The following is a 20,655-nucleotide window of genomic DNA, read 5'->3' as shown; positions in this document are numbered from 1 at the left end:
GCAGCGACCTGGCTTGTAAAGAGCGGACAATGTAAAGGGATTTACATCGTGAATAAGTTGCATCACAAACCTGAAAAGAAATCCGCTTTAACAGGGAAGTGTCTTATCGCTCAAACCCTTGTCTGACGCGGAGCCAATCGTTTGCGTAAAAACCTTTGTCAAGACCTGTTATCAGAATATTAATCAGTTATACTGTGGGCCGTTCCCCAAATTTGGGCCCTCATTTAGAGTTGTTTTGTTAGCTGAGTCAGGAGATGCGGATGTTAAAGCGTGAAATGAACATTGCCGATTATGATGCCGAACTGTGGCAGGCTATGGAGCAGGAAAAAGTACGTCAGGAAGAACACATTGAACTGATCGCCTCCGAAAACTACACCAGCCCGCGTGTAATGCAGGCTCAGGGCTCTCAGCTGACGAACAAATACGCCGAAGGTTATCCGGGCAAACGCTACTACGGCGGTTGCGAATATGTGGATATCGTTGAGCAACTGGCGATTGATCGCGCGAAAGAACTGTTTGGCGCGGATTACGCTAACGTGCAGCCGCACTCCGGCTCGCAGGCGAATTTCGCGGTCTACACCGCGCTGCTGCAACCGGGCGATACCGTTTTGGGTATGAACCTGGCGCAGGGCGGCCACCTGACTCACGGCTCCCCGGTTAACTTCTCTGGCAAACTGTACAACATCATCCCTTACGGTATTGATGAGTCCGGTAAAATTGACTACGAAGACATGGCGAAGCAGGCGAAAGAGCACAAACCGAAGATGATTATCGGTGGTTTCTCTGCTTACTCCGGTATCGTTGACTGGGCGAAAATGCGTGAAATCGCCGACAGCATCGGTGCTTACCTGTTCGTTGATATGGCACACGTTGCGGGTCTGATTGCCGCAGGCGTTTACCCGAACCCGGTTCCGCATGCGCACGTTGTGACCACCACCACCCACAAAACCCTGGCGGGTCCGCGCGGCGGCCTGATCCTGGCGAAAGGCGGTGACGAAGAGCTGTACAAAAAACTGAACTCCGCTGTTTTCCCAAGCGCGCAGGGCGGCCCGCTGATGCACGTTATCGCGGCAAAAGCGGTGGCACTGAAAGAAGCGATGGAGCCAGAGTTTAAAGTTTACCAGCAGCAGGTTGCCAAAAACGCCAAAGCGATGGTGGAAGTGTTCCTGAACCGTGGCTACAAAGTGGTATCCGGCGGGACTGAAAACCACCTGTTCCTGCTGGATCTGGTGGATAAAAACCTGACCGGTAAAGAAGCGGATGCCGCGCTGAGCCGTGCGAACATCACCGTGAACAAAAACAGCGTGCCGAACGATCCGAAGAGCCCGTTTGTCACTTCCGGTATCCGTATCGGTTCTCCGGCTGTGACTCGCCGCGGCTTCAAAGAAGCGGAAGTAAAAGAGCTGGCTGGCTGGATGTGCGACGTGCTGGACAACATCAATGACGAAGCAGTTATCGAGCGCGTCAAAGGTAAAGTTCTGGATATCTGCGCGCGTTTCCCGGTTTACGCCTAAGTATATTCCGCTTCGAAAAACCCGCTGCGGCGGGTTTTTTTATGTCTTATTGCAGCGCGCTATAGCCGTGAATGCCCATATAAACGCCGACGAGCGCAATAAGTGCGCTGGAAAAATAGGGGGCCTTACGCGCCAGCGTGTTAAAGCCGGACCAGCGTTTTGCCGCTTGCTGGACGCTGATTGCCGCGCCAACGCCAACCGCAACCAGTGTGAGTGCAAGCCCGATACTGAAAGAGACCACTAATGTTGCGCCCAGCGTGATGGCTTTTAGCTGAATACAGATCAGCAAAATGGTGATCGCTGCAGGGCAGGGGATAAGCCCGCCGGTTAAACCGAATAGCAGGATCTGACCGTTAGTCACCTCGCCGCCGGTAAAACGTCGCTCAATATCCCGTGCATGTGCCCGCTCGTGCGCATCCTGATACTCCTCTTCTTTAGTCACTTTTCGCAGCGACAAGATCGTTGGCTGCGCGGTGACACGAGCTGGTTGTACCGGCTGAAGCACAAGGCTTGGTGCACGGTGCGTGTGGCCGTGGTCATGTTCATGGTGATGATGATGCCCGGCGTGCCACGAACGTTCACCTTGCCAGGTGCGCAGAAACATCCACACCGCCGTACCAAAAATGATCGCCGCAGATACCATTTGCAGCCAGGGTTCAACGGCTTGTGCGGTGAACTGACTGCTGAGATACATACCCCCGAGCGCAATCAGCCACACTACCACCGTGTGCGATAGCGTGGCGGCAAGCCCCAGCATTACGGCTTGTTTGACTGTGCCTTTGATGGCGATGATAAATGCCGCCATCATGGTTTTAGAGTGCCCCGGTTCGAGGCCATGCAGCGCGCCGAGCAGGATGGCGCTCGGAATAAAAAACCAGGCGTTCCCTTGCTGAAAAAGCGTGGTGAAGTCATTCATGAGAATAATTCTCGGTAAAAATTTGTGCGCTCAAATCTACTCCCCCCCAGTAGTAAATACTACCCCCCAGTAGAAATAAACTCCCCCCCAGTTGATGCATGGTATGCTAAGGTTCGTTTAAGCACGGTCGATTTGAGGTCTGTATGTCGCACACCATCCGGGACAAGAAAAAGCTAAAAGCGCGGGCGAGCAAAATAGAAGGGCAGGTTGCCGCGCTGAAAAAAATGCTCGATGAACCACATGAATGCGCTCAGGTTTTGCAGCAAATCGCGGCGATCCGTGGCGCAGTAAACGGGTTAATGCGCGAAGTGATCAAAGGCCATCTGACCGATCATATCGTGCATGAGAACGACGAAATTAAGCGTGAAGCGGATCTGGATGTGGTGTTGAGCGTGCTGGATTCCTATATTCGCTAAGCAACGATGAGCAACCTGAGGGCAGATATTCGCCTGCAAACGTTGGGTAAGCGCATGTGTTGCCTGATTGTTACTTGCCAGTCCTGTTATTTATCGCCAGACTATCGCCTCCATTCAGGAGGAAATCATGGTCTTGCAGTCCACGCGCTGGCTGGCGCTCGCTTATTTCACCTACTTTTTTAGCTACGGCATCTTTTTACCTTTCTGGAGCGTCTGGCTCAAAGGCGTGGGGCTGACCCCCGAAATCATCGGTATGTTGCTCGGCGCAGGTCTTGTCGCCCGCTTTCTTGGCAGCCTTTTCATCGCCCCGCGCGTGAGCGATCCTTCCCGCTTGATTACGGCCCTGCGAGTGCTGGCGCTGGCAACGTTGCTGTTTGCGCTGGCGTTTTATGCAGGAACGCATGTGGCGTGGCTGGCGGTCATTATCATCGGTTTTAACCTCTTCTTTTCGCCGCTGGTGCCGCTCACCGATGCGCTGGCGGGCACCTGGCAAAAACAGTTCCCGATGGATTATGGCCGCGTACGGCTGTGGGGATCGATTGCTTTTGTGATTGGTTCGGCGCTCACCGGCAAGCTGGTGAGCCTGTTTGATTACCAGGCGATTCTGGCGTTGCTGACGCTGGGCGCGGCATCCATGTTGCTCGGTATGTTGCTGCGTCCTTCCATTTTGCCGCAGGGTGAAAATCGCCAGCAGGAGGGCGCAGGCTGGCAGGCGTGGCGGGTATTGATTGCGCAGAACTGGCGTTTTCTCGCCTGCGTGTCGCTGCTGCAGGGCGCACATGCGGCTTACTACGGCTTCAGCGCCATTTACTGGCAGTCGGCGGGGTACTCTGCTTCAACGGTCGGGTATCTGTGGTCGTTGGGGGTGGTGGCGGAAGTGGTGATTTTCGCGCTCAGTAACCGTCTGTTTCGCCGCTTCAGTGCACGCGATCTGCTGCTGCTTTCCGCCGTTTGCGGGCTGGTGCGCTGGAGCCTGATGGGCTGGACGACCGAGCTTCCGTGGCTGATTATTGCCCAGATCCTGCACTGCGGCACGTTTACCGTTTGCCATCTTGCCGCCATGCGCTATATCTCGGCGCGGCAGGGCAGCGAAGTCATCCGCTTACAAGCGGTCTATTCAGCGGTCGCGATGGGCGGCAGTATTGCACTGATGACAATGATCGCCGGTTTTCTGTTTGAACATCTGCATCAGGGGCTGTTTTTTGTCATGGCCGTGCTGGCCATTCCGGCCCTGTTCCTGCGCCCGAACGTCGCCGTGCAGGCCCGCTAGCTTTCCAGCATGTCGCGGATATGCCGCTGCTGTTGCCCGCTCAGCGGACCGTCGGTGTGGATCAGCGGCGGAGAGAACAGCGGCAGCGGCGTTGTATAAGGCGTGATAATTAATGTCACGTCTTTCGGTGCGCCGGCCTTACGAAATTCCGCCAGTGGCAGATATTTAATACTGAGCGGCAGCAGCGTTAATTCGCGCAGTTGCTGCTCAATCTGCTGTTCGCGGGTACTGTCTTCGCCAGTAATCAACACCACCTGTTTCTCATGCATATCGCTGTCCTGCATCAGCCAGGCGCCGAAAATCACCGCCACCAGCCCCGCCTCTTCATCGCTGAAGCGCAAATCATACTCGTCTTCCAGCTCCTGCAAGGCATCGCGGGTGGTTCGCATCAGACGCGGGTAAAGCTGATTGATCTCTTCGGGCAGGCTGTTATCAATGCCAATACCAAACAAGCTGCGATCCAGCGCCTGGGCAATGTGAATATAGAGCTGAGCACTTAAGCCTTGTTCATCGCTGAAACGCAGCCCCGCCATAGCGTGAAAGCGGGCAATCATCCGGCGGATGGCTTTTTGCAGACGGCGATCCTGGTGTTGCTGGTCACGCAGCGGATCGGGCGTGCGCACCAGCATAAACAGCAGCGACAAAAACAGGTGCTCATTCTGCTGCGGATAGTCGACAACGCGACGCTGCCAGTGGCGCACAATCTCCTGCGCCACCTGATACTCGGCGCGCATTTGCGCCCACTCTTGCTGAACCGGGTTAAATTCCGGGGTATGTCCGTGGTGATGCTGCAGTAAACAATATTGCAAATAGAGACGCAGAAACTGCATATCCCGGCATTCAAAGACGCGCTGCAGGCGGCGCGAACAGAGGTTAATCAACGCCAGCAGGTTTGTATCGTCGTATAACGTTCGGGCAATGCCCTGCTGTTTAAGCGCGGTTTTTAACGCCGGGGTAAACTGTTGCGTGATAAATTGCGGGCACAGCCGCAGCGCACGGCGAAGCCAGTGCAACAGGCATAAACGTTGATCGAGTGGAGCGCCCTCAATCCGAAAGCCGCCGTTAGGATGGGGAACGATAGAGAGCCGGTGGTAGCGCTGAATTTCACTTTCCGTTTCAGCGATATCCCGGCGAGCCATGGCGTCGTCCACTCCATTCATAGCGCTGATATGTTCCATGGTGACGTGTTGCCCCGGCAAGGCGAGCATCAAAAGCACCTGGCAGCGGCGCTGCGGACTGGAGAGCGCAGATGGCGGTGTCATTACAGTTGTCATCTGTCAGGTTCCAGTTGGGGTTTTTGATAAGCGTAGTTAAAGGTATGCTCAGCGATAGCGCAGCGGCAGCTCTTTCATTCAGGATTGCCGGGGAGCATCACAGAATTTTTCTCGTGAGGAATACATGCAAGCAGTTAAACAATGCGCCAGTGGCCTGTTTCTCGCGCTTTTATCGTTTTCAGCGACGGCACATCCGCACAGTTTTATCCGCATGAAAACGCAAGTGTTGATCGACAACGGGCAGTTCACCGGGCTGAAAATGCGCTGGACGATGGATGAGATCACTTCGGCGGATCTGCTGTATGACGCGGGCAATGCAAAACCTGGCGATGAGATCTGGAAAAAACTAGCGGCGGAAGTGATGGCAAACGTGCTGGGGCAACACTATTTCACCGAAGTCTGGCACAACGGGCAGAAAGTGAAGTTTCTTAACCGACCGACGGAATATGGCATGGAACAGGTCGCGCACCAGGCGGTGCTGACGTTTGTTTTGCCGCTCGCCGAACCACAGGTGCTCAGCGGCCAGCGGTATACTTTTTCCACTTTCGATCCCACCTATTTTGTCGATATGAGTTACGCAAAAGCGAGCGACGCGACATTGCCTGCCGCCGCACCGCAGGGCTGCAAACTGGCGGTACAAACGCCCAAACCCGGCGAGGAAGTGCTGAATTATGCCCAGTCGCTGGATAAAGCCGATGCGCCGGCAGAAGATATGGAACTCGGTAAACAATTTGCCCAGACGGTGACGCTGACATGTCCGTGATGGTGAGCGCTACGGCGCGAAAACGACGCTTATTGCACTGGTGGCCGCTGGTGCTTTTTATGCTGTGTGCGCTGGCCGCCGCGTTGTGGCTGTGGCAGATCTGGCCGCAGGTGATGGTGAAAAGCGTTATCTGGCAGCGCGATGTGAATATGAAAATGAGCAGCTTACTGAAAGCGGTGGCAGAAAACCCGCGCCAGGCCGGTGGGGCGCTGCTGCTGTTCAGTTTTGTCTATGGCGTGCTGCATGCGCTTGGGCCGGGACATGGCAAAGTGGTGATCACCACCTGGCTCGCCACGCATCCGTCAAAACTGAAACCGGCGATTGGCTTAACGCTGGCCTCTTCTTTGTTGCAGGGGCTGGTGGCCATTGCGCTGGTAGTGGTTGTGCTGAGTATTCTGGCGCTGCCCGCGCGGCAGCTGCATTTGAGCAGTTACTGGCTGGAGAAGGGCAGTTATTTACTGGTAGGTGTGCTGGGAGTGCTTTTGTGCTGGCGAGCGTTGAAAAAGCTGCGTGCGCTTGTACAAACGCCGAAATTCCGCGCCTTTACGCCGCACCATGTGCATCACGAAGGATGCGGTTGCGGTCATCAGCATTTACCCACGGCCTCGCAGTTGCAGAGCGGTGATGACTGGCGCGCACGGTTAATGATTATTTTGTCGATGGGGATGCGCCCCTGTTCCGGTGCGATCATGGTGCTGCTGTTCAGTAAAGTGATTGGCGTGTTTAGCTGGGGCGTGGCGTCCGCGCTAGCCATGGCGGTCGGAACGTCGCTGACCATCAGTTCGCTGGCGTTGCTGGTCCATGGTTTTCGCCAACTGGCAGTGAAATTAAGCGGGGATCGTGCGCCGGTATTGTGGCGACAGGTTGGCTGGACCACGCTGGCACTGGCCGGTGGCGTGTTGTTAATTAGCGCGTCGGTAATAATGTGGGTCAGTGCGTTACCGCCGGGCGGCGGATTACGACCGTTTTGATAGCACCCGGTGGTGGCGAACCACCGCCGGGTACAGCCAGACTTAGCGTTTCAGCGCCTCGCTCAGCTCTTCACGCATATTCGCCAGCATCGCTTTAACTACGCGTGGGTTACCCGCCACGATGTTGCCGGTCATCATATAGTTGTGACCACCGGTGAAATCGCATACCAGACCGCCAGCTTCACGCACCAGCAGTTCACCGGCGGCGAAATCCCACGGTTTCAGCGCGATTTCGAAGAAACCATCCACGCGGCCAGCGGCAACGTAGGCCAGATCCAGCGCAGCGGAACCCGTGCGGCGGAAGTCCGCGCATTCGGTGAACAGTTTGCCGACGATATTGATGTAGGTGGTGGCGTGTTGTTTGGCTTTGAACGGGAAGCCGGTCGCCAGAATGGTGCCATCCAGATCGCGAGCCGTGCTGCCGCGCAGACGGTAGCCGTTCAGCTGTGCGCCCTGACCGCGAGTGGCGGTGAACAGTTCGTTACGCATGGGATCGTAAACCACCGCGACTTCAGTGCGGCCTTTGATTCGTACGGCAATGGATACCGCGAAGTGCGGCAGGCGTTTAACAAAGTTGGTAGTGCCATCCAGCGGATCGATAACCCATTGCACATCCTGGTCAGCGCCTTCGTGCTCACCACTCTCTTCGGTGATGATGGTGTGTTGCGGGTAAGATTTGCGGATTGTTTCGATAATCAGCGCTTCGGCTGCTTTATCAATGTTGGTCACGAAATCATTGCTGCCTTTCTGGCTGGTTTCTACGGTGTCCGGAGTTTCGTAGTTTTTGGCAATTAAATTACCCGCCTTGCGCGCAGCACGCACGGCGATGTTCAGCATCGGATGCATCGGTCTCTCTCACTGGATGTTAAAGAACGGAAAACGGCGCATATCATAGCAGCGAATTCGGATTATGTCTTTGCTTTATGATAATATGCGCGAATATTCTTTAGCCGTTGAAAATCTATGCTGCAAAATATTCGAATCGTACTGGTGGAAACCTCCCACACCGGCAACATGGGCTCTGTTGCTCGTGCAATGAAAACAATGGGTTTAACGAATCTCTGGCTGGTGAACCCGCTGGTAAAACCGGATTCACAGGCTATCGCGCTGGCCGCAGGTGCCAGCGATGTGATTGGCAATGCGCAAATCGTCGACACGCTGGATGAAGCGCTCGCCGGTTGCAGCCTGGTTGTTGGCACCAGCGCGCGTTCCCGCACGCTGCCGTGGCCGATGCTCAATCCGCGTGAATGCGGGCTGAAAAGCGTTGCCGAAGCGCAACACGCGCCCATCGCGCTGGTATTTGGTCGCGAACGCGTTGGCCTCACCAATGATGAGCTGCAAAAGTGCCACTACCACGTGGCGATTGCCGCCAACCCGGAATACAGCTCGCTGAACCTGGCGATGGCGGTGCAGGTTATTGCTTATGAAGTGCGCATGGCCTGGCTGGCAGCGCAAGAGAGCACTGCCCCGGCGGTTGAACATGAAGAGACGCCGTACCCGCTGGTCGATGATCTGGAGCGTTTTTACGGGCATCTGGAGCAAACGCTGCTGGCAACCGGTTTTATTCGTGAAAACCACCCCGGCCAGGTGATGAACAAACTGCGCCGTCTGTTTACCCGCGCGCGCCCGGAAAGTCAGGAGCTTAATATCCTGCGCGGCATCCTGGCGTCGATCGAACAGAAGCATAAAGAGTAATGCGCGAGGCCGGGAAATGGCCTTTTTTCGGCCTAACTCTATGAAAGCACTAAACGACAAATACCTGACTAAAACAGTCAACTAAATAGTTGACCAATTTAGTCGGGAATGTCAGACTTGCGTCTGCTATGCAACATTAACATATTAATAATACACCCCGGGCAGGGGCGAGTTTGAGGCTTGTAAGACATGAGACTGACATCTAAAGGGCGTTATGCCGTGACCGCAATGCTGGACGTTGCACTCAACTCCGAAGCGGGCCCGGTTCCGTTGGCTGATATTTCCGAGCGTCAGGGAATTTCCCTCTCCTACCTGGAGCAGCTGTTCTCCCGTCTGCGTAAAAATGGCTTAGTCGCCAGCGTACGTGGCCCGGGTGGCGGTTACCTGCTGGGTAAAGACGCAAATACCATTGCCGTTGGCGAAGTGATTAGCGCAGTTGACGAATCCGTAGACGCAACCCGCTGCCAGGGTAAAAGCGGCTGCCAGGGTGGTGATAAGTGCCTGACCCATGCGCTGTGGCGCGATCTGAGCGATCGTCTGACCGGTTTCTTAAACAACATCACGCTGGGCGAACTGGTAAACAACCAGGAAATCCTCGATGTGTCCGATCGTCAGCACAGTAACGAATCCCATCGCACCACCCGCGCTCAAGACGCTATCGACGTCAAACTGCGCGCATAATAAAAAACAGAATTCAGAATCGGGCCAGGGCACAAAACAGTGCCCTGTTAACGCGGTCGTACATCCAGCCGGTTGCCTGATTCCTTGCATTAGAGCGATGTACGGAGTTTAAAGAGCAATGAAATTACCGATTTATCTCGATTACTCCGCAACCACGCCGGTGGATCCGCGTGTTGCCGAGAAAATGATGCAGTTCCTGACCCTGGACGGGACCTTTGGTAACCCTGCTTCCCGTTCTCACCGTTTTGGCTGGCAAGCTGAAGAAGCGGTAGATATCGCCCGTAACCAGATTGCAGAACTGGTCGGTGCGGACCCGCGTGAAATCGTCTTCACTTCCGGTGCAACCGAATCCGATAACCTGGCGATTAAAGGTGCAGCCAACTTTTATCAGAAAAAAGGCAAGCACATTATCACCAGCAAAACCGAACACAAAGCCGTGCTGGACACCTGCCGTCAACTGGAGCGCGAAGGCTTCGAAGTGACCTATCTTGCTCCGCAGAGCAACGGCATTATCGACCTGAAAGAGCTGGAAGCGGCGATGCGTGAAGACACCATCCTTGTTTCCATCATGCACGTGAACAACGAAATCGGCGTGGTACAGGATATCGCAGCCATCGGCGAAATGTGCCGTGCGCGCGGCATTATCTACCACGTTGACGCCACCCAGAGCGTGGGCAAACTGCCTATCGACCTGAGCCAGTTGAAAGTGGATCTGATGTCCTTCTCCGGCCATAAAATTTATGGGCCGAAAGGCATCGGTGCGCTCTACGTTCAGCGTAAACCGCGTGTGCGTATCGAAGCGCAGATGCACGGCGGCGGTCATGAGCGCGGTATGCGTTCCGGTACTCTGCCTGTCCACCAGATCGTCGGCATGGGCGAAGCGTACCGCATCGCAAAAGAAGAGATGGCGAGCGAAATGGAACGCCTGCGCGCGCTGCGTAACCGTCTGTGGAACGGCATCAACGACATTGAAGAAGTTTACCTGAACGGCGATCTCGAGCACGGCGCACCGAACATCCTCAACGTCAGCTTTAACTACGTTGAAGGCGAGTCGCTGATCATGGCGCTGAAAGATCTGGCTGTATCCTCCGGCTCTGCCTGTACCTCTGCAAGCCTGGAACCGTCCTACGTGCTGCGCGCACTGGGCATGAATGATGAGCTGGCACACAGCTCGATCCGTTTCTCTTTAGGTCGTTTCACCACCGAAGAAGAAATTGACTACACCATCGCGCTGGTACGTAAATCCATCGGCCGTCTGCGTGAACTCTCTCCGCTGTGGGAAATGTTCAAACAGGGCGTGGATTTGACCACCATCGAATGGGCTCATCATTAATAGTTGCGCAAGCAGGAGAAGAAAAAATGGCTTATAGCGAAAAAGTAATCGATCACTACGAAAACCCGCGCAACGTTGGCTCGTTCGACAACGACGACACGGTTGGTAGCGGCATGGTTGGCGCACCGGCGTGCGGCGACGTGATGAAACTGCAGATCAAAGTTAACGATAAAGGCATTATCGAAGACGCGCGTTTTAAAACTTACGGTTGCGGCTCTGCAATCGCTTCCAGCTCGCTGGTCACCGAATGGGTGAAAGGCAAGTCACTGGACGAAGCGCAGGCGATTAAAAACACCGATATCGCCGAAGAGCTGGAACTGCCGCCGGTGAAAATTCACTGTTCTATCCTGGCGGAAGACGCGATTAAAGCCGCAATTGCGGATTACAAAAGTAAACAAGAAGCGAAATAAGGCGGGAGGTTGTTGTCATGTCCATTAGCCTGAGCGACAGTGCTGCCGCGCGAGTCAATACCTTCCTGGCCAACCGTGGTAAAGGGTTTGGTCTGCGCCTGGGGGTGAGAACCTCCGGCTGTTCTGGTATGGCTTATGTCCTTGAGTTTGTCGATGCGCCGAACGAAGAAGACACGGTGTTTGAAGACAAAGGCGTGAAGGTAGTGGTTGACGGCAAAAGCCTGCAATTCCTCGACGGCACTCAACTGGACTTCGTCAAAGAAGGCCTGAACGAAGGGTTTAAATTCACCAACCCGAACGTTAAAGACGAGTGCGGTTGCGGCGAAAGCTTCAACGTTTAATCGCCACCATCCGATGACCCCACCGCAGCGTCCTGCGCGTGGGGTTTGTTTCGATTGCACACCCGGAATTGTTATGGATTACTTCACCCTCTTTGGGTTGCCGGCCCACTATCCGCTCGATGTTCAGGCGCTGGCGACACGTTTCCAGGATCTGCAACGTCAGTTCCACCCGGATCGCTTCGCAAACCGCCCGCAGGCGGAACAACTGGCTGCCGTCCAGCAATCCGCTACCATTAACCAGGCATGGCAAACGCTGCGCAACCCGCTAACGCGCGCAGAATATTTGCTGTCGCTGCACGGTTTTGATTTAGCCTCCGAGCAACACACGGTGCGCGATACCGCCTTCTTAATGGAACAACTTGAGCTGCGTGAAGAGCTGGACGAGATTGAAAAAGCGCAAGACGCGACCCGTCTGGAAGCATTTCAACAGCGTGTGAAAGAAATGTATGACACCCGCCATCGGCAAATGGTGGAGCAATTAGATAGCCAGACGTGGGACGCGGCGGCGGATACCGTGCGTAAACTGCGTTTTCTCGATAAACTGCGCAGCGCAACAGAACAACTCGAAGAAAAACTGCTCGGTTTTTAATTTTTTGGAAGCACATCATGGCCTTATTACAAATTAGTGAGCCCGGTCTGAGCGCCGCGCCGCACCAGCGTCGTCTGGCGGCGGGTATCGACCTCGGCACCACCAATTCATTGGTTGCCACCGTGCGCAGCGGACAGGCGGAAACGCTGGCCGACAGCGCCGGACGTCACCTGCTCCCTTCGGTGGTTAACTACCAGGCCGACAGCCATGTTGTCGGTTACGATGCGCGCGCCAACGCCGCGCAGGACTCCGTAAACACCATCAGCTCGGTGAAACGCCTGATGGGGCGCAGCCTGGCCGACATTCAGGCGCGTTACCCGCACCTGCCGTGGCAGTTCCAGCCGAGCGAAAATGGTCTGCCGATGATTGCCACGCGTGGTGGCCTGGTTAACCCGATTCGCGTCTCTGCGGATATCCTCAAAGCCCTTGCCGCTCGCGCGCAAGAGACGCTTTCCGGCGAGCTGGACGGCGTGGTGATCACTGTTCCTGCCTATTTTGATGACGCACAGCGTCAGGGCACCAAAGATGCGGCGCGTCTGGCGGGCTTGCACGTATTGCGCCTGCTGAACGAACCGACCGCTGCGGCTATCGCCTACGGTCTGGACTCCGGCAAAGAGGGCGTGATTGCGGTTTATGACCTCGGCGGCGGCACCTTTGATATCTCGATTTTGCGCCTGAGCCGTGGCGTTTTCGAAGTGCTGGCGACCGGTGGTGATTCCGCGCTCGGCGGCGACGATTTCGACCATCTGCTGGCGGATTACATTTGCGAACAGGCGGGAATTGCCGATCGCAGCGACGTGCGCCAACAGCGCGAATTGCTGGATGCGGCGATTGCCGCAAAAATCGCCCTCAGCGAGGCCGACAGCGTCACCGTTGAGGTGGCGGGCTGGCAGGGCACCATTGCACGTACCCAGTTTGAAGCGTTGATTTCAACGCTGGTCAAACGCACTTTACTCTCTTGTCGTCGCGCGCTGAAAGATGCGGGTGTCGAAGCGCAAGAAGTGCTGGAAGTGGTCATGGTCGGTGGCTCGACGCGCGTGCCGCTGGTGCGCGAGCGGGTTGGCGAGTTCTTTGGCCGCACGCCGCTGACGTCGATTGACCCGGATAAAGTGGTGGCGATTGGCGCGGCAATCCAGGCCGATATTCTGGTTGGCAACAAGCCGGACAGCGAAATGCTGCTGCTGGATGTCATCCCGCTCTCGCTGGGGCTGGAAACGATGGGCGGCCTGGTAGAAAAAGTGATCCCGCGTAACACCACCATTCCGGTGGCGCGCGCTCAGGAGTTCACCACTTTCAAAGATGGCCAGACAGCGATGTCTATCCATGTGATGCAGGGCGAGCGTGAGCTGGTGGCAGACTGCCGTTCACTGGCGCGTTTTGCACTGCGCGGTATCCCGGCGATGCCGGCGGGCGGGGCGCATATTCGCGTCACCTTCCAGGTGGATGCTGACGGTCTGCTCAGCGTAACCGCGATGGAAAAATCCACCGGCGTGGAAGCCTCCATTCAGGTGAAACCATCCTACGGTCTGACCGATGGCGAAATCGCCGACATGATCAAAGACTCCATGAGTTTCGCCGAGCAGGACGTGAAAGCGCGCATGCTGGCGGAGCAGAAAGTGGAAGCCGCGCGCGTGCTGGAAAGTCTTGCCAGCGCGCTTGCCGCTGACGCCGCGCTGTTAAGCGCCGCAGAGCGTGCGGAGATCGACGACGCAGTCGCGCAGTTACGCGCGGTTGCCGACGGCGATGACACCGACGCGATAGAACAAGCCATTAAAAATGTAGATAAACAAACCCAGGAATTCGCCGCACGCCGTATGGATCAATCCGTACGTACCGCGCTGAAAGGCCATTCCGTCGACGAGGTTTAATATGCCTAAAATTGTTTTTCTGCCTCATCAGGATCTCTGTCCGGATGGCGCAGTTCTGGAAGCTAAGAGCGGTGAAACCATTCTTGATGTCGCCCTGCGCGGCGGGATTGAGATTGAGCATGCCTGCGAAAAATCCTGCGCCTGCACCACTTGCCACTGTGTGGTACGTGAAGGTTTTGACTCGTTGCCGGAAAGCAGCGAAGAGGAAGACGACATGCTGGATAAAGCATGGGGTCTGGAGCCGGAAAGCCGCTTAGGCTGCCAGGCGCGTGTTACCGATGAAGATCTGGTGGTTGAAATTCCGCGTTACACCATCAACCACGCGCGGGAGCACTAATATGGGGCTGAAATGGACCGATAGCCGCGAAATCGGCGAGGCGCTGTACGACAGCCGCCCGGACGTAGATCCGAAAACCGTGCGTTTCACCGATATGCACCAGTGGATCTGCGAGCTGGAAGAGTTTGACGATGATCCGAATGCATCGAATGAAAAAATTCTCGAAGCGATTCTGCTAGTCTGGTTAGACGAAGCATCGTAATCATCAAACGGGCTGCCTTCGGGCGGCCCGTTTTCATGAACAGCCATAAGGATAAAAATAATGACAGAAGCTATGAAAATTACGCTGACAACGCAAAGCGCCGACGCGCGCTGGGGTGAAAAAGCCGCTTACAGCATCAATAACGACGGCATCGCACTGCATCTGACCGGGAAAGATGACTTAGGCCTGATCCAACGCGCCGCGCGTAAAATCGACGGCATGGGCATCAAGCATGTTGCCCTGAGCGGTGAAGGCTGGGATGCGGATCGCAGCTGGGCGTTCTGGGCCGGTTATAAAGGGCCAAAAGGCACGCGCAAAGTCGAATGGGCGCAGCTTAACGACGCAGAGCAAAAAGAGCTGGATAGTCGCCTGCTGGTGATCGACTGGGTGCGCGACACCATCAACGCCCCGGCGGAAGAGTTAGGGCCGGAGCAACTGGCGCAGCGCGCGGTCGATCTGCTGCACAAAGTCGGTGGCGATAACGTCTCGTATCGCATCACCAAAGGGGAAGATCTGCGCGAGCAGAATTATCTCGGTCTGCATACGGTTGGCCGTGGTTCCGAGCGCCCGCCGGTACTGCTGGCGCTGGACTTCAACCCGACCGGTAACCCGGACGCGCCGGTTTATGCCGCGCTGGTGGGCAAAGGCATAACCTTCGATTCCGGCGGTTACAGCATTAAGCCGACTTCCTCAATGGATTCCATGAAATCCGATATGGGCGGCGCGGCGCTGGTGACCGGTGCACTGGCGTTTGCCATCCATCGCGGGCTGGATAAACGCATCAAACTGTACCTGTGCTGTGCCGATAACCTGATTAGCGGCAACGCCTTCAAACTGGGCGATATCATCCGTTATCGTAACGGTAAAACCGTCGAAATCATGAATACCGATGCGGAAGGGCGTCTGGTGCTGGCCGATGGCCTGATCGACGCTTCTGCGCAGAAACCAGAGCTGATTATTGATGCGGCAACGCTGACCGGTGCGGCGAAAACCGCGCTGGGCAATGATTATCACGCGCTGTTCAGCTTTGACGATGCGCTTGCCGGACGTTTGCTCAGCAGTGCCAGCGCGGAAAACGAGCCGTTCTGGCGCTTGCCGCTGGCCGAATTCCATCGCAATCAGCTGCCGTCTAATTTCGCGGAACTGAACAACACCGCGGGTGGTTCATTTCCGGCAGGGGCGAGCACGGCGGCCGGTTTCCTGTCGCACTTTGTTGAAAACTACCAGCAGGGCTGGCTGCACATCGACTGCTCAGCTACCTATCGTAAAGCGGCGGTTGAGCAGTGGGCCGCAGGGGCAACCGGCCTTGGCGTGCGTACCCTGGCGAATCTGTTAACCGCTAAGTAATCTTTTTTCCTCTCCCGCAAGGGGGAGGAAACTCTCTGGAACCACTATGTCAGTAAGCAAAAACGAATTAGAAACCCTGCTGGAACAGGCCGCGACTGAGCCTGCGTATCGTCCGGCATTTTTCCGCACGCTGCTGGAATCCACGGTTTGGGTGCCAGGCACGGCGGCGGAAGGTGAAGCCATTGTTGAAGACAGCGCGCTCGATTTGCAGCACTGGGAAAAAGATGACGGCTCTTCCGTGATCCCGTTTTTTACCTCGCTCGAAGCGCTGCAACAGGCGGTGGAAGAGGAGCAGGCGTTTGTGGTGATGCCCGCGCGTACGCTGTTTGAAATGACGCTCGGCGAGACGCTGTTCCTCAATGCCAGGTTGCCGACCGGCAAAGAGTTCACGCCGCGAGAAATCAGCCACCTGGTGGGCGAAGAGGGCAGCCCTCTAAGCCAGCAGGAAGTACTGGAGGGCGGCACGGCGCTGCTGCTTTCCGACGTGGCTGAACCGCCCGCACAAATGGTGGATTCGCTGACCACGCTGTTTAAAAGCATCAAAACCGTGAAGCGCGCGTTTCTCTGCTCAATCAAAGAGAAAGCTGATGAGCAGCCCAATCTGCTGATTGGAATCGAAGCCGAAGGCGATATTGAAGAGATTATTCACGCGGCGGGCAGTGTGGCGACCGATACGCTCCCCGGCGATGAGCCGGTGGATATTTGCCAGGTCGTTGAAGGTGAAAAAGGAATTAGCCATTTTATGATGGCGCATATTACCCCTTTCTACGAACGACGCTGGGGAAGTTTCCTGCGCGACTTTAAGCAAAATCGCATTCTTTAATTATCAGGCGGTATGTTATGTACCGCCTTCTATTATTTAAAAAATTGAATTATTAGCCTTTCATTAATAACGTCGTACGGCTTTCGCTGTAAATTCCATAAATTATGTATTAACCCCATTCCTGTGATACGGTTCGTTTTTACGTTTCTTTACGGTTACTTTTTATGGACAAAAAAAGCCTGCTGTACTGCTTCGGCGTACCGTTAATTCTTTTCTTCTACGCCTGCTGGCAGAATATCCGTATTAACGAAGTGGATGTTTACCAGGTCACGCAATATGGTTTTGTCGGTCACAGCGTATTTGCCGATATGTCGCGCCAGATCCTCGCCAAAGCCGGTATGTTGTTTTCCCTGTTGGGCTTGATTGCCAGTACCAGCGCGGTAATTCTCTGTATTTTAAGCGTACGGAAAGCCCGTATATCTGCGGAAAAGCTCATTGCCGCGTTTACCCTTTGTCGCAAGTTACTGCCATTTATTATGGTTGGCGTAATGGCGTCGATTGGTTTCGCGCTGGTCTGCGTACTGTTATATGAAGTGTGCTGGATCTACACGCTCGGCAGGGCGAGCGCCTTTAATATCAAACTGGTGATATTTGTTTTGCTGATCATTGGTTCGCTGGTATTTATGGTGCTGAAAAGCCTGTTCTTACTAAAACGCTGCTTTGCGCTGTTTGAGCCACAAGATATGCAGGTTCATGGTGCAGCTGTTTCTGAAGCCGACGCGCCGGAACTGTGGCGCTGGGTCAGAGAATTAGCCCAGCGCGGGCAGGCTATTGTGCCGGATAATATTGTTGTCGGTTTATTTGAGGGTTTTTACGTCACCGCAAGCCCGGTGCAAATTGAAAATGGCGCGCGGTTAACCGGCAACACGCTCTATTTCCCGCTCAGCTACGCCGCGTTTATGAATAAAGACGAAGTGGCTGCCGTGATTGGTCATGAGTTGGGACACTTTTCCGGTAATGACACCGTCTACACCCTGCATTTCGCCGGGCTGTATGCCGGTATGGAAAACAGTCTCGACTACTTTTATCGCGATGTGGCGAGCAGCGGCTGGCTTGAGCGGCTGGCGCTCAACCCGACTATACATCTCGGCCTCTGGTTTTACCGTCAGTTCCATGAAACGGTCAATGGCTGGAGCCGCGTACGCGAACTGGCGGCGGACGCTGCGGGCGCGCGTACCAGTTCGCCGCAGGCGCTGGCAGCCTCGCTCCTGCGTTTCTCTGCGCTCAATGAACGCTTTAACGCGCCGATGGAGCTGTTCTTTAATCGCAAACTTGAGACGCACGATCTGGTGCACAGCTTGTTTGCTTCGCTGCGTGAGGGCGGGCGTTTTGATGTTGCCGCCTCGCTTGAGCAGGAACTGGCGCATCCAACAGACAGCCACCCGCCGACGCGCGTGCGTATCGAGCAACTGAATGTGCCGCTGGATGAAACGCTGCTGGCCAGGGCGTCGCGCCCGGCGGACGAGGCGGATTACCAGTGGATGCGCAGTTTATTCCGTGATGCTTCGGCTTTATCAGCCGCGTTAACCGCTGGCATGGCGAGCAATGTGGAAGCACATCATGACGCTTATCAGGCCGAATTAGAGAATCTGGCAGCACACTCCACGGAAAGCGTCGTTGTCTCGCTGCGTAAGAAAAATTTCTGGCTGTTCCTGGTGCTGTCGGTGCTCTGTGTAGCCGGTGCCGGTTTAGTCCTCACGCTGAGCATCCAGTGGAACGCCACCTCCAATCCCTCAATGGAGAAGATAATTTTTGGGCTGGCCGTTGGTGGGCTGATCTTTGGACTGGGAAGCTGGACGATGTATACGCGCGTGCGCCAGCCGCTGTTCACACTGACGGCACAAGGCATCGAAAGCTATCAGCTCAGCGCGCCGCTGTTGCTGGCGGAGATTGAAAACATTGATATTCGTAGCGTTAATGAGTGGGTATTTATCGATCTCTACTGGCGGGAGGGTTATCAGCCACCTACCTGCACCGTGGGGCGTTTGTTCCGCAATTTTGTTGTTGATCCGAAGAAGCGCAAAGTGGTGATAAGTCTGCCCGGCGGGGTGTTGAAAGGCGCACAGCGGGAAAAAATGCCGATTGAGGAGCTGTATGTTGCGCTTCATGAATACATTCAGGCGGCCTGGGCGCGGCGTGAGCTGAGCCATTCGTAATGCGCGCATTTGTTGATGCTTGCCGCATAGCGGCAAGCCTTATTGCGTCGCTTCCAGCAGCAACAGATCCATCAGCAGCACCAGATTCGACTCGAACGAGGTGATCCCGGCGGCTTCAGCGGCAAAATGCACCGCTTCGTCGTACAGCGCGAAATGGATATCCGCCATCTCCGCCAGCGGGTTTACCGACGCGCGGGTAAATGCCACCACCGTCATACCGACCGTGCGCGCAATACGCGCTTTATCCAGCACTTGTTCCGTTTCACCGCTGCGGGAGACGGCAATAAACACCTGGTAGCGCGCCGCGTTACTGAGAAAGATATTCCGGCTGTCGCCCGGCCCGGAAATAAACGCCGTCTTGCCCAGCACCTGCAATTTCTTGGTCAGATACTCAGCAAACAGATAGGAAAACCCGGCACCATACAGAAAAAAGCTCTCCTGCTCATGCAGCAGGGCGGCAAAATGCTGCCGTTTTTCCGCGCTCACCCACTGAAACGTGCGCTGATAATTCGCCATAAACTGCGCGAAAGCGGCGGGTAGCTCGGCGGGTTCACTGTGTGGCCCGGTAATGTGCGGCGTGTCTGCCAGCCGCTGTTTGCAGTGCCAGATAAACTCGCTATAGCCACTGAAACCGAGCTTCTGGCACAGGCGAATAATGGTGGCGGTGGAGACAAATGTCGCCTGCGCCAGTTCGCGTACCGTGATGTTCCCCACCAGCAACGGGTGCTCCGTCAGATGCGCAAGAACGCGATATTCCGCGCGGGTCAGCGACTCCCCGCGCGTCAGCAGTGGTGCCAGTCGGTTGTCCATTTACGCCGTTTCGATGGGTAAATCGTCGCGCGCGCCCCATTCACTCCAGGAGCCGTCATACAGCGTCACGTTACTTGCACCAAGCGTTTCCAGTGCAAGGATCACCACCGATGCCGTCACGCCGGAGCCGCAGCTGGCGATAATCGGTTTGTGCAGATCCACACCCTGACGGCGGAAAATCGCCGCCAGCTCATCGGTGGTTTTCAGTTCACCTTCAACGACTAAATCGACCCACGGTACATTCAGCGCGCCGGGGATATGGCCGCGCTTCAGGCCCGCGCGCGGTTCATCCACTTCGCCATTAAAACGCGGAGCAGGGCGGGCATCGACAATTTGTGCCGTGCCTTCGTGGCTCGCCAGCAGCACGTCGGTCAGTTTTTTCACTACGTGAGGATCGAAATTGGCATTGAAGTCGGACTCCGGCAGCGGCACGTCGCCTTTTTGCAGCGGCAGGGCATCGCGCTGCCAGCCTGCCAGCCCACCGGCCAGAATCGAGACATTTTCCACGCCGTGATTACGTAACATCCACCAGGCGCGCGGGGCAGAGAAGAGATTGCCTTCGTCATACACCACCAGATGTTTATCCTGGCTGATGCCCAGTTCGCGCATTGCCACGGCGAACGCTTCCGGGCGCGTCAGCATATGCGGCAGCGGTGTGGTGTGATCGGAAAGGGCTTCGATATCAAAAAAGACCGCACCGGGAAGGTGCCCGGCGCGGTATTCCGCTCTCATGTCGCGATGCTCCTGACCCACTGGCGCCATCCGCGCATCAATCAGCTGGATTTCGGGATCATCGCTGTGCTCTATCAGCCAGTCGGCCGCGACAAAAAACGAGGTGGACATGGTTGTCTCCGTGTCATCAACAGTAACCTGAATTGTTAACGTTTTTTCATGACCCGACAAGCCGACTTCGCTAACGCCGCGAGCGACCTCGTTATT

22 protein-coding genes are annotated in these 20,655 nt (G+C 55.6%); 17 read left to right on the top strand and 5 right to left on the bottom strand.

From position 1 onward, the window contains the following. Window positions 1-260 precede the first annotated feature (260 nt). Window positions 261-1,514 (top strand): serine hydroxymethyltransferase, encoded by a 1,254-nt coding sequence (gene glyA / locus RT644_RS17670; RefSeq protein WP_313627391.1) that lies wholly within the window; start codon window positions 261-263, stop codon window positions 1,512-1,514. A 46-nt stretch (window positions 1,515-1,560) separates the two neighbouring features. Here the strand turns inward: glyA and RT644_RS17665 are convergent, their stop codons facing one another. Next, window positions 1,561-2,430, bottom strand: a complete 870-nt coding sequence (locus tag RT644_RS17665) for a nickel/cobalt efflux protein RcnA (RefSeq protein WP_313627390.1) — start codon at window positions 2,428-2,430, stop codon at window positions 1,561-1,563. A gap of 143 nt (window positions 2,431-2,573) precedes the next feature. Between RT644_RS17665 and rcnR the strand changes: the two genes are divergently transcribed. Together rcnR and RT644_RS17655 are read left to right on the top strand one after the other, a co-directional pair. After that, window positions 2,574-2,846 carry a Ni(II)/Co(II)-binding transcriptional repressor RcnR gene (gene rcnR / locus RT644_RS17660; RefSeq protein ID WP_017459019.1) on the top strand — a complete coding sequence of 91 codons (273 nt, stop codon included), beginning with the start codon at window positions 2,574-2,576 and terminating at the stop codon, window positions 2,844-2,846. Between the two features lie 127 nt (window positions 2,847-2,973). Continuing rightward, window positions 2,974-4,116, top strand: a complete 1,143-nt coding sequence (locus RT644_RS17655) for a 3-phenylpropionate MFS transporter (protein WP_045510469.1) — start codon at window positions 2,974-2,976, stop codon at window positions 4,114-4,116. Here RT644_RS17655 and csiE read toward each other — a convergent pair. Continuing rightward, the gene (gene csiE, locus RT644_RS17650) at window positions 4,113-5,390 is read right to left on the bottom strand and encodes a stationary phase inducible protein CsiE (RefSeq protein ID WP_313627389.1); all 1,278 of its coding nucleotides are present in this window, start codon (window positions 5,388-5,390) and stop codon (window positions 4,113-4,115) included. The genes RT644_RS17655 and csiE overlap by 4 nt on opposite strands. A 124-nt stretch (window positions 5,391-5,514) precedes the next feature. Here csiE and RT644_RS17645 point away from each other — a divergent pair, with 124 nt between their 5' ends. Both RT644_RS17645 and RT644_RS17640 read left to right on the top strand, forming a co-directional pair. Beyond that, window positions 5,515-6,153 (top strand): DUF1007 family protein, encoded by a 639-nt coding sequence (locus tag RT644_RS17645; RefSeq protein WP_045510452.1) that lies wholly within the window; start codon window positions 5,515-5,517, stop codon window positions 6,151-6,153. Continuing rightward, window positions 6,144-7,124, top strand: coding sequence for a nickel/cobalt transporter (locus RT644_RS17640; RefSeq protein ID WP_313627388.1), 981 nt, complete (start codon window positions 6,144-6,146; stop codon window positions 7,122-7,124). Before RT644_RS17645 ends, RT644_RS17640 begins: the two co-directional genes overlap by 10 nt. A gap of 42 nt (window positions 7,125-7,166) precedes the next feature. Here RT644_RS17640 and suhB read toward each other — a convergent pair whose 3' ends face one another. Continuing rightward, the gene (suhB, locus tag RT644_RS17635) at window positions 7,167-7,970 is read right to left on the bottom strand and encodes an inositol-1-monophosphatase (protein ID WP_045510446.1); all 804 of its coding nucleotides are present in this window, start codon (window positions 7,968-7,970) and stop codon (window positions 7,167-7,169) included. 117 nt (window positions 7,971-8,087) lie between these two features. On the opposite strand from suhB, the gene trmJ reads away from it, so the two are divergent. The 12 genes from trmJ (at window position 8,088) to RT644_RS17575 (ending at window position 18,906) form a co-directional block, all read left to right on the top strand. After that, window positions 8,088-8,819, top strand: a complete 732-nt coding sequence (gene trmJ / locus RT644_RS17630; protein WP_313627387.1) for a tRNA (cytosine(32)/uridine(32)-2'-O)-methyltransferase TrmJ — start codon at window positions 8,088-8,090, stop codon at window positions 8,817-8,819. A 189-nt stretch (window positions 8,820-9,008) separates the two neighbouring features. Then, on the top strand, window positions 9,009-9,500 hold the full coding sequence (gene iscR / locus RT644_RS17625; RefSeq protein WP_020454728.1) for a Fe-S cluster assembly transcriptional regulator IscR: 492 nt from the start codon (window positions 9,009-9,011) through the stop codon (window positions 9,498-9,500). A 118-nt stretch (window positions 9,501-9,618) separates the two neighbouring features. After that, a complete protein-coding gene (gene iscS, locus RT644_RS17620; protein WP_020454727.1) occupies window positions 9,619-10,833 on the top strand; it encodes a cysteine desulfurase in 1,215 nt (404 codons plus the stop codon). A gap of 26 nt (window positions 10,834-10,859) precedes the next feature. Continuing rightward, entirely contained in the window at window positions 10,860-11,243 is a 384-nt protein-coding gene (iscU, locus tag RT644_RS17615) for a Fe-S cluster assembly scaffold IscU (RefSeq protein ID WP_017459010.1), read from the top strand. Window positions 11,244-11,260: 17 nt separating this feature from the next. Next, window positions 11,261-11,584, top strand: coding sequence for an iron-sulfur cluster assembly protein IscA (gene iscA, locus RT644_RS17610; protein ID WP_017459009.1), 324 nt, complete (start codon window positions 11,261-11,263; stop codon window positions 11,582-11,584). Between the two features lie 73 nt (window positions 11,585-11,657). Further along, complete coding sequence (gene hscB / locus RT644_RS17605; protein WP_160269133.1) at window positions 11,658-12,173, top strand: co-chaperone HscB; 516 nt, start codon at window positions 11,658-11,660, stop codon at window positions 12,171-12,173. 17 nt (window positions 12,174-12,190) lie between these two features. Next, a complete protein-coding gene (hscA, locus tag RT644_RS17600; protein WP_160269135.1) occupies window positions 12,191-14,041 on the top strand; it encodes a Fe-S protein assembly chaperone HscA in 1,851 nt (616 codons plus the stop codon). Between the two features lies 1 nt (window position 14,042). Continuing rightward, a complete protein-coding gene (fdx, locus tag RT644_RS17595; RefSeq protein WP_017459006.1) occupies window positions 14,043-14,378 on the top strand; it encodes an ISC system 2Fe-2S type ferredoxin in 336 nt (111 codons plus the stop codon). Between the two features lies 1 nt (window position 14,379). Beyond that, entirely contained in the window at window positions 14,380-14,580 is a 201-nt protein-coding gene (gene iscX / locus RT644_RS17590) for a Fe-S cluster assembly protein IscX (RefSeq protein WP_007370809.1), read from the top strand. A gap of 60 nt (window positions 14,581-14,640) precedes the next feature. Further along, entirely contained in the window at window positions 14,641-15,927 is a 1,287-nt protein-coding gene (gene pepB / locus RT644_RS17585) for an aminopeptidase PepB (RefSeq protein WP_045510439.1), read from the top strand. Between the two features lie 46 nt (window positions 15,928-15,973). Further along, a complete protein-coding gene (sseB, locus tag RT644_RS17580; RefSeq protein WP_313627386.1) occupies window positions 15,974-16,750 on the top strand; it encodes an enhanced serine sensitivity protein SseB in 777 nt (258 codons plus the stop codon). Window positions 16,751-16,914: 164 nt separating this feature from the next. Then, entirely contained in the window at window positions 16,915-18,906 is a 1,992-nt protein-coding gene (locus RT644_RS17575) for a M48 family metallopeptidase (RefSeq protein ID WP_313627385.1), read from the top strand. Window positions 18,907-18,945: 39 nt separating this feature from the next. Here the strand turns inward: RT644_RS17575 and RT644_RS17570 are convergent, their stop codons facing one another. Both RT644_RS17570 and sseA read right to left on the bottom strand, forming a co-directional pair. Continuing rightward, the gene (locus RT644_RS17570; RefSeq protein ID WP_020454721.1) at window positions 18,946-19,716 is read right to left on the bottom strand and encodes a MurR/RpiR family transcriptional regulator; all 771 of its coding nucleotides are present in this window, start codon (window positions 19,714-19,716) and stop codon (window positions 18,946-18,948) included. Beyond that, complete coding sequence (gene sseA / locus RT644_RS17565; RefSeq protein WP_045510426.1) at window positions 19,717-20,559, bottom strand: 3-mercaptopyruvate sulfurtransferase; 843 nt, start codon at window positions 20,557-20,559, stop codon at window positions 19,717-19,719. It abuts the gene before it with no gap. Window positions 20,560-20,655 lie beyond the last annotated feature (96 nt).

The sequence above is a fragment of the Kosakonia sp. genome, from assembly GCF_032104925.1.
GTDB lineage: Bacteria > Pseudomonadota > Gammaproteobacteria > Enterobacterales > Enterobacteriaceae > Kosakonia.
Note: the sequence above shows the minus strand (reverse complement) of the source record. Positions and strands in the feature narration are given on the sequence as shown.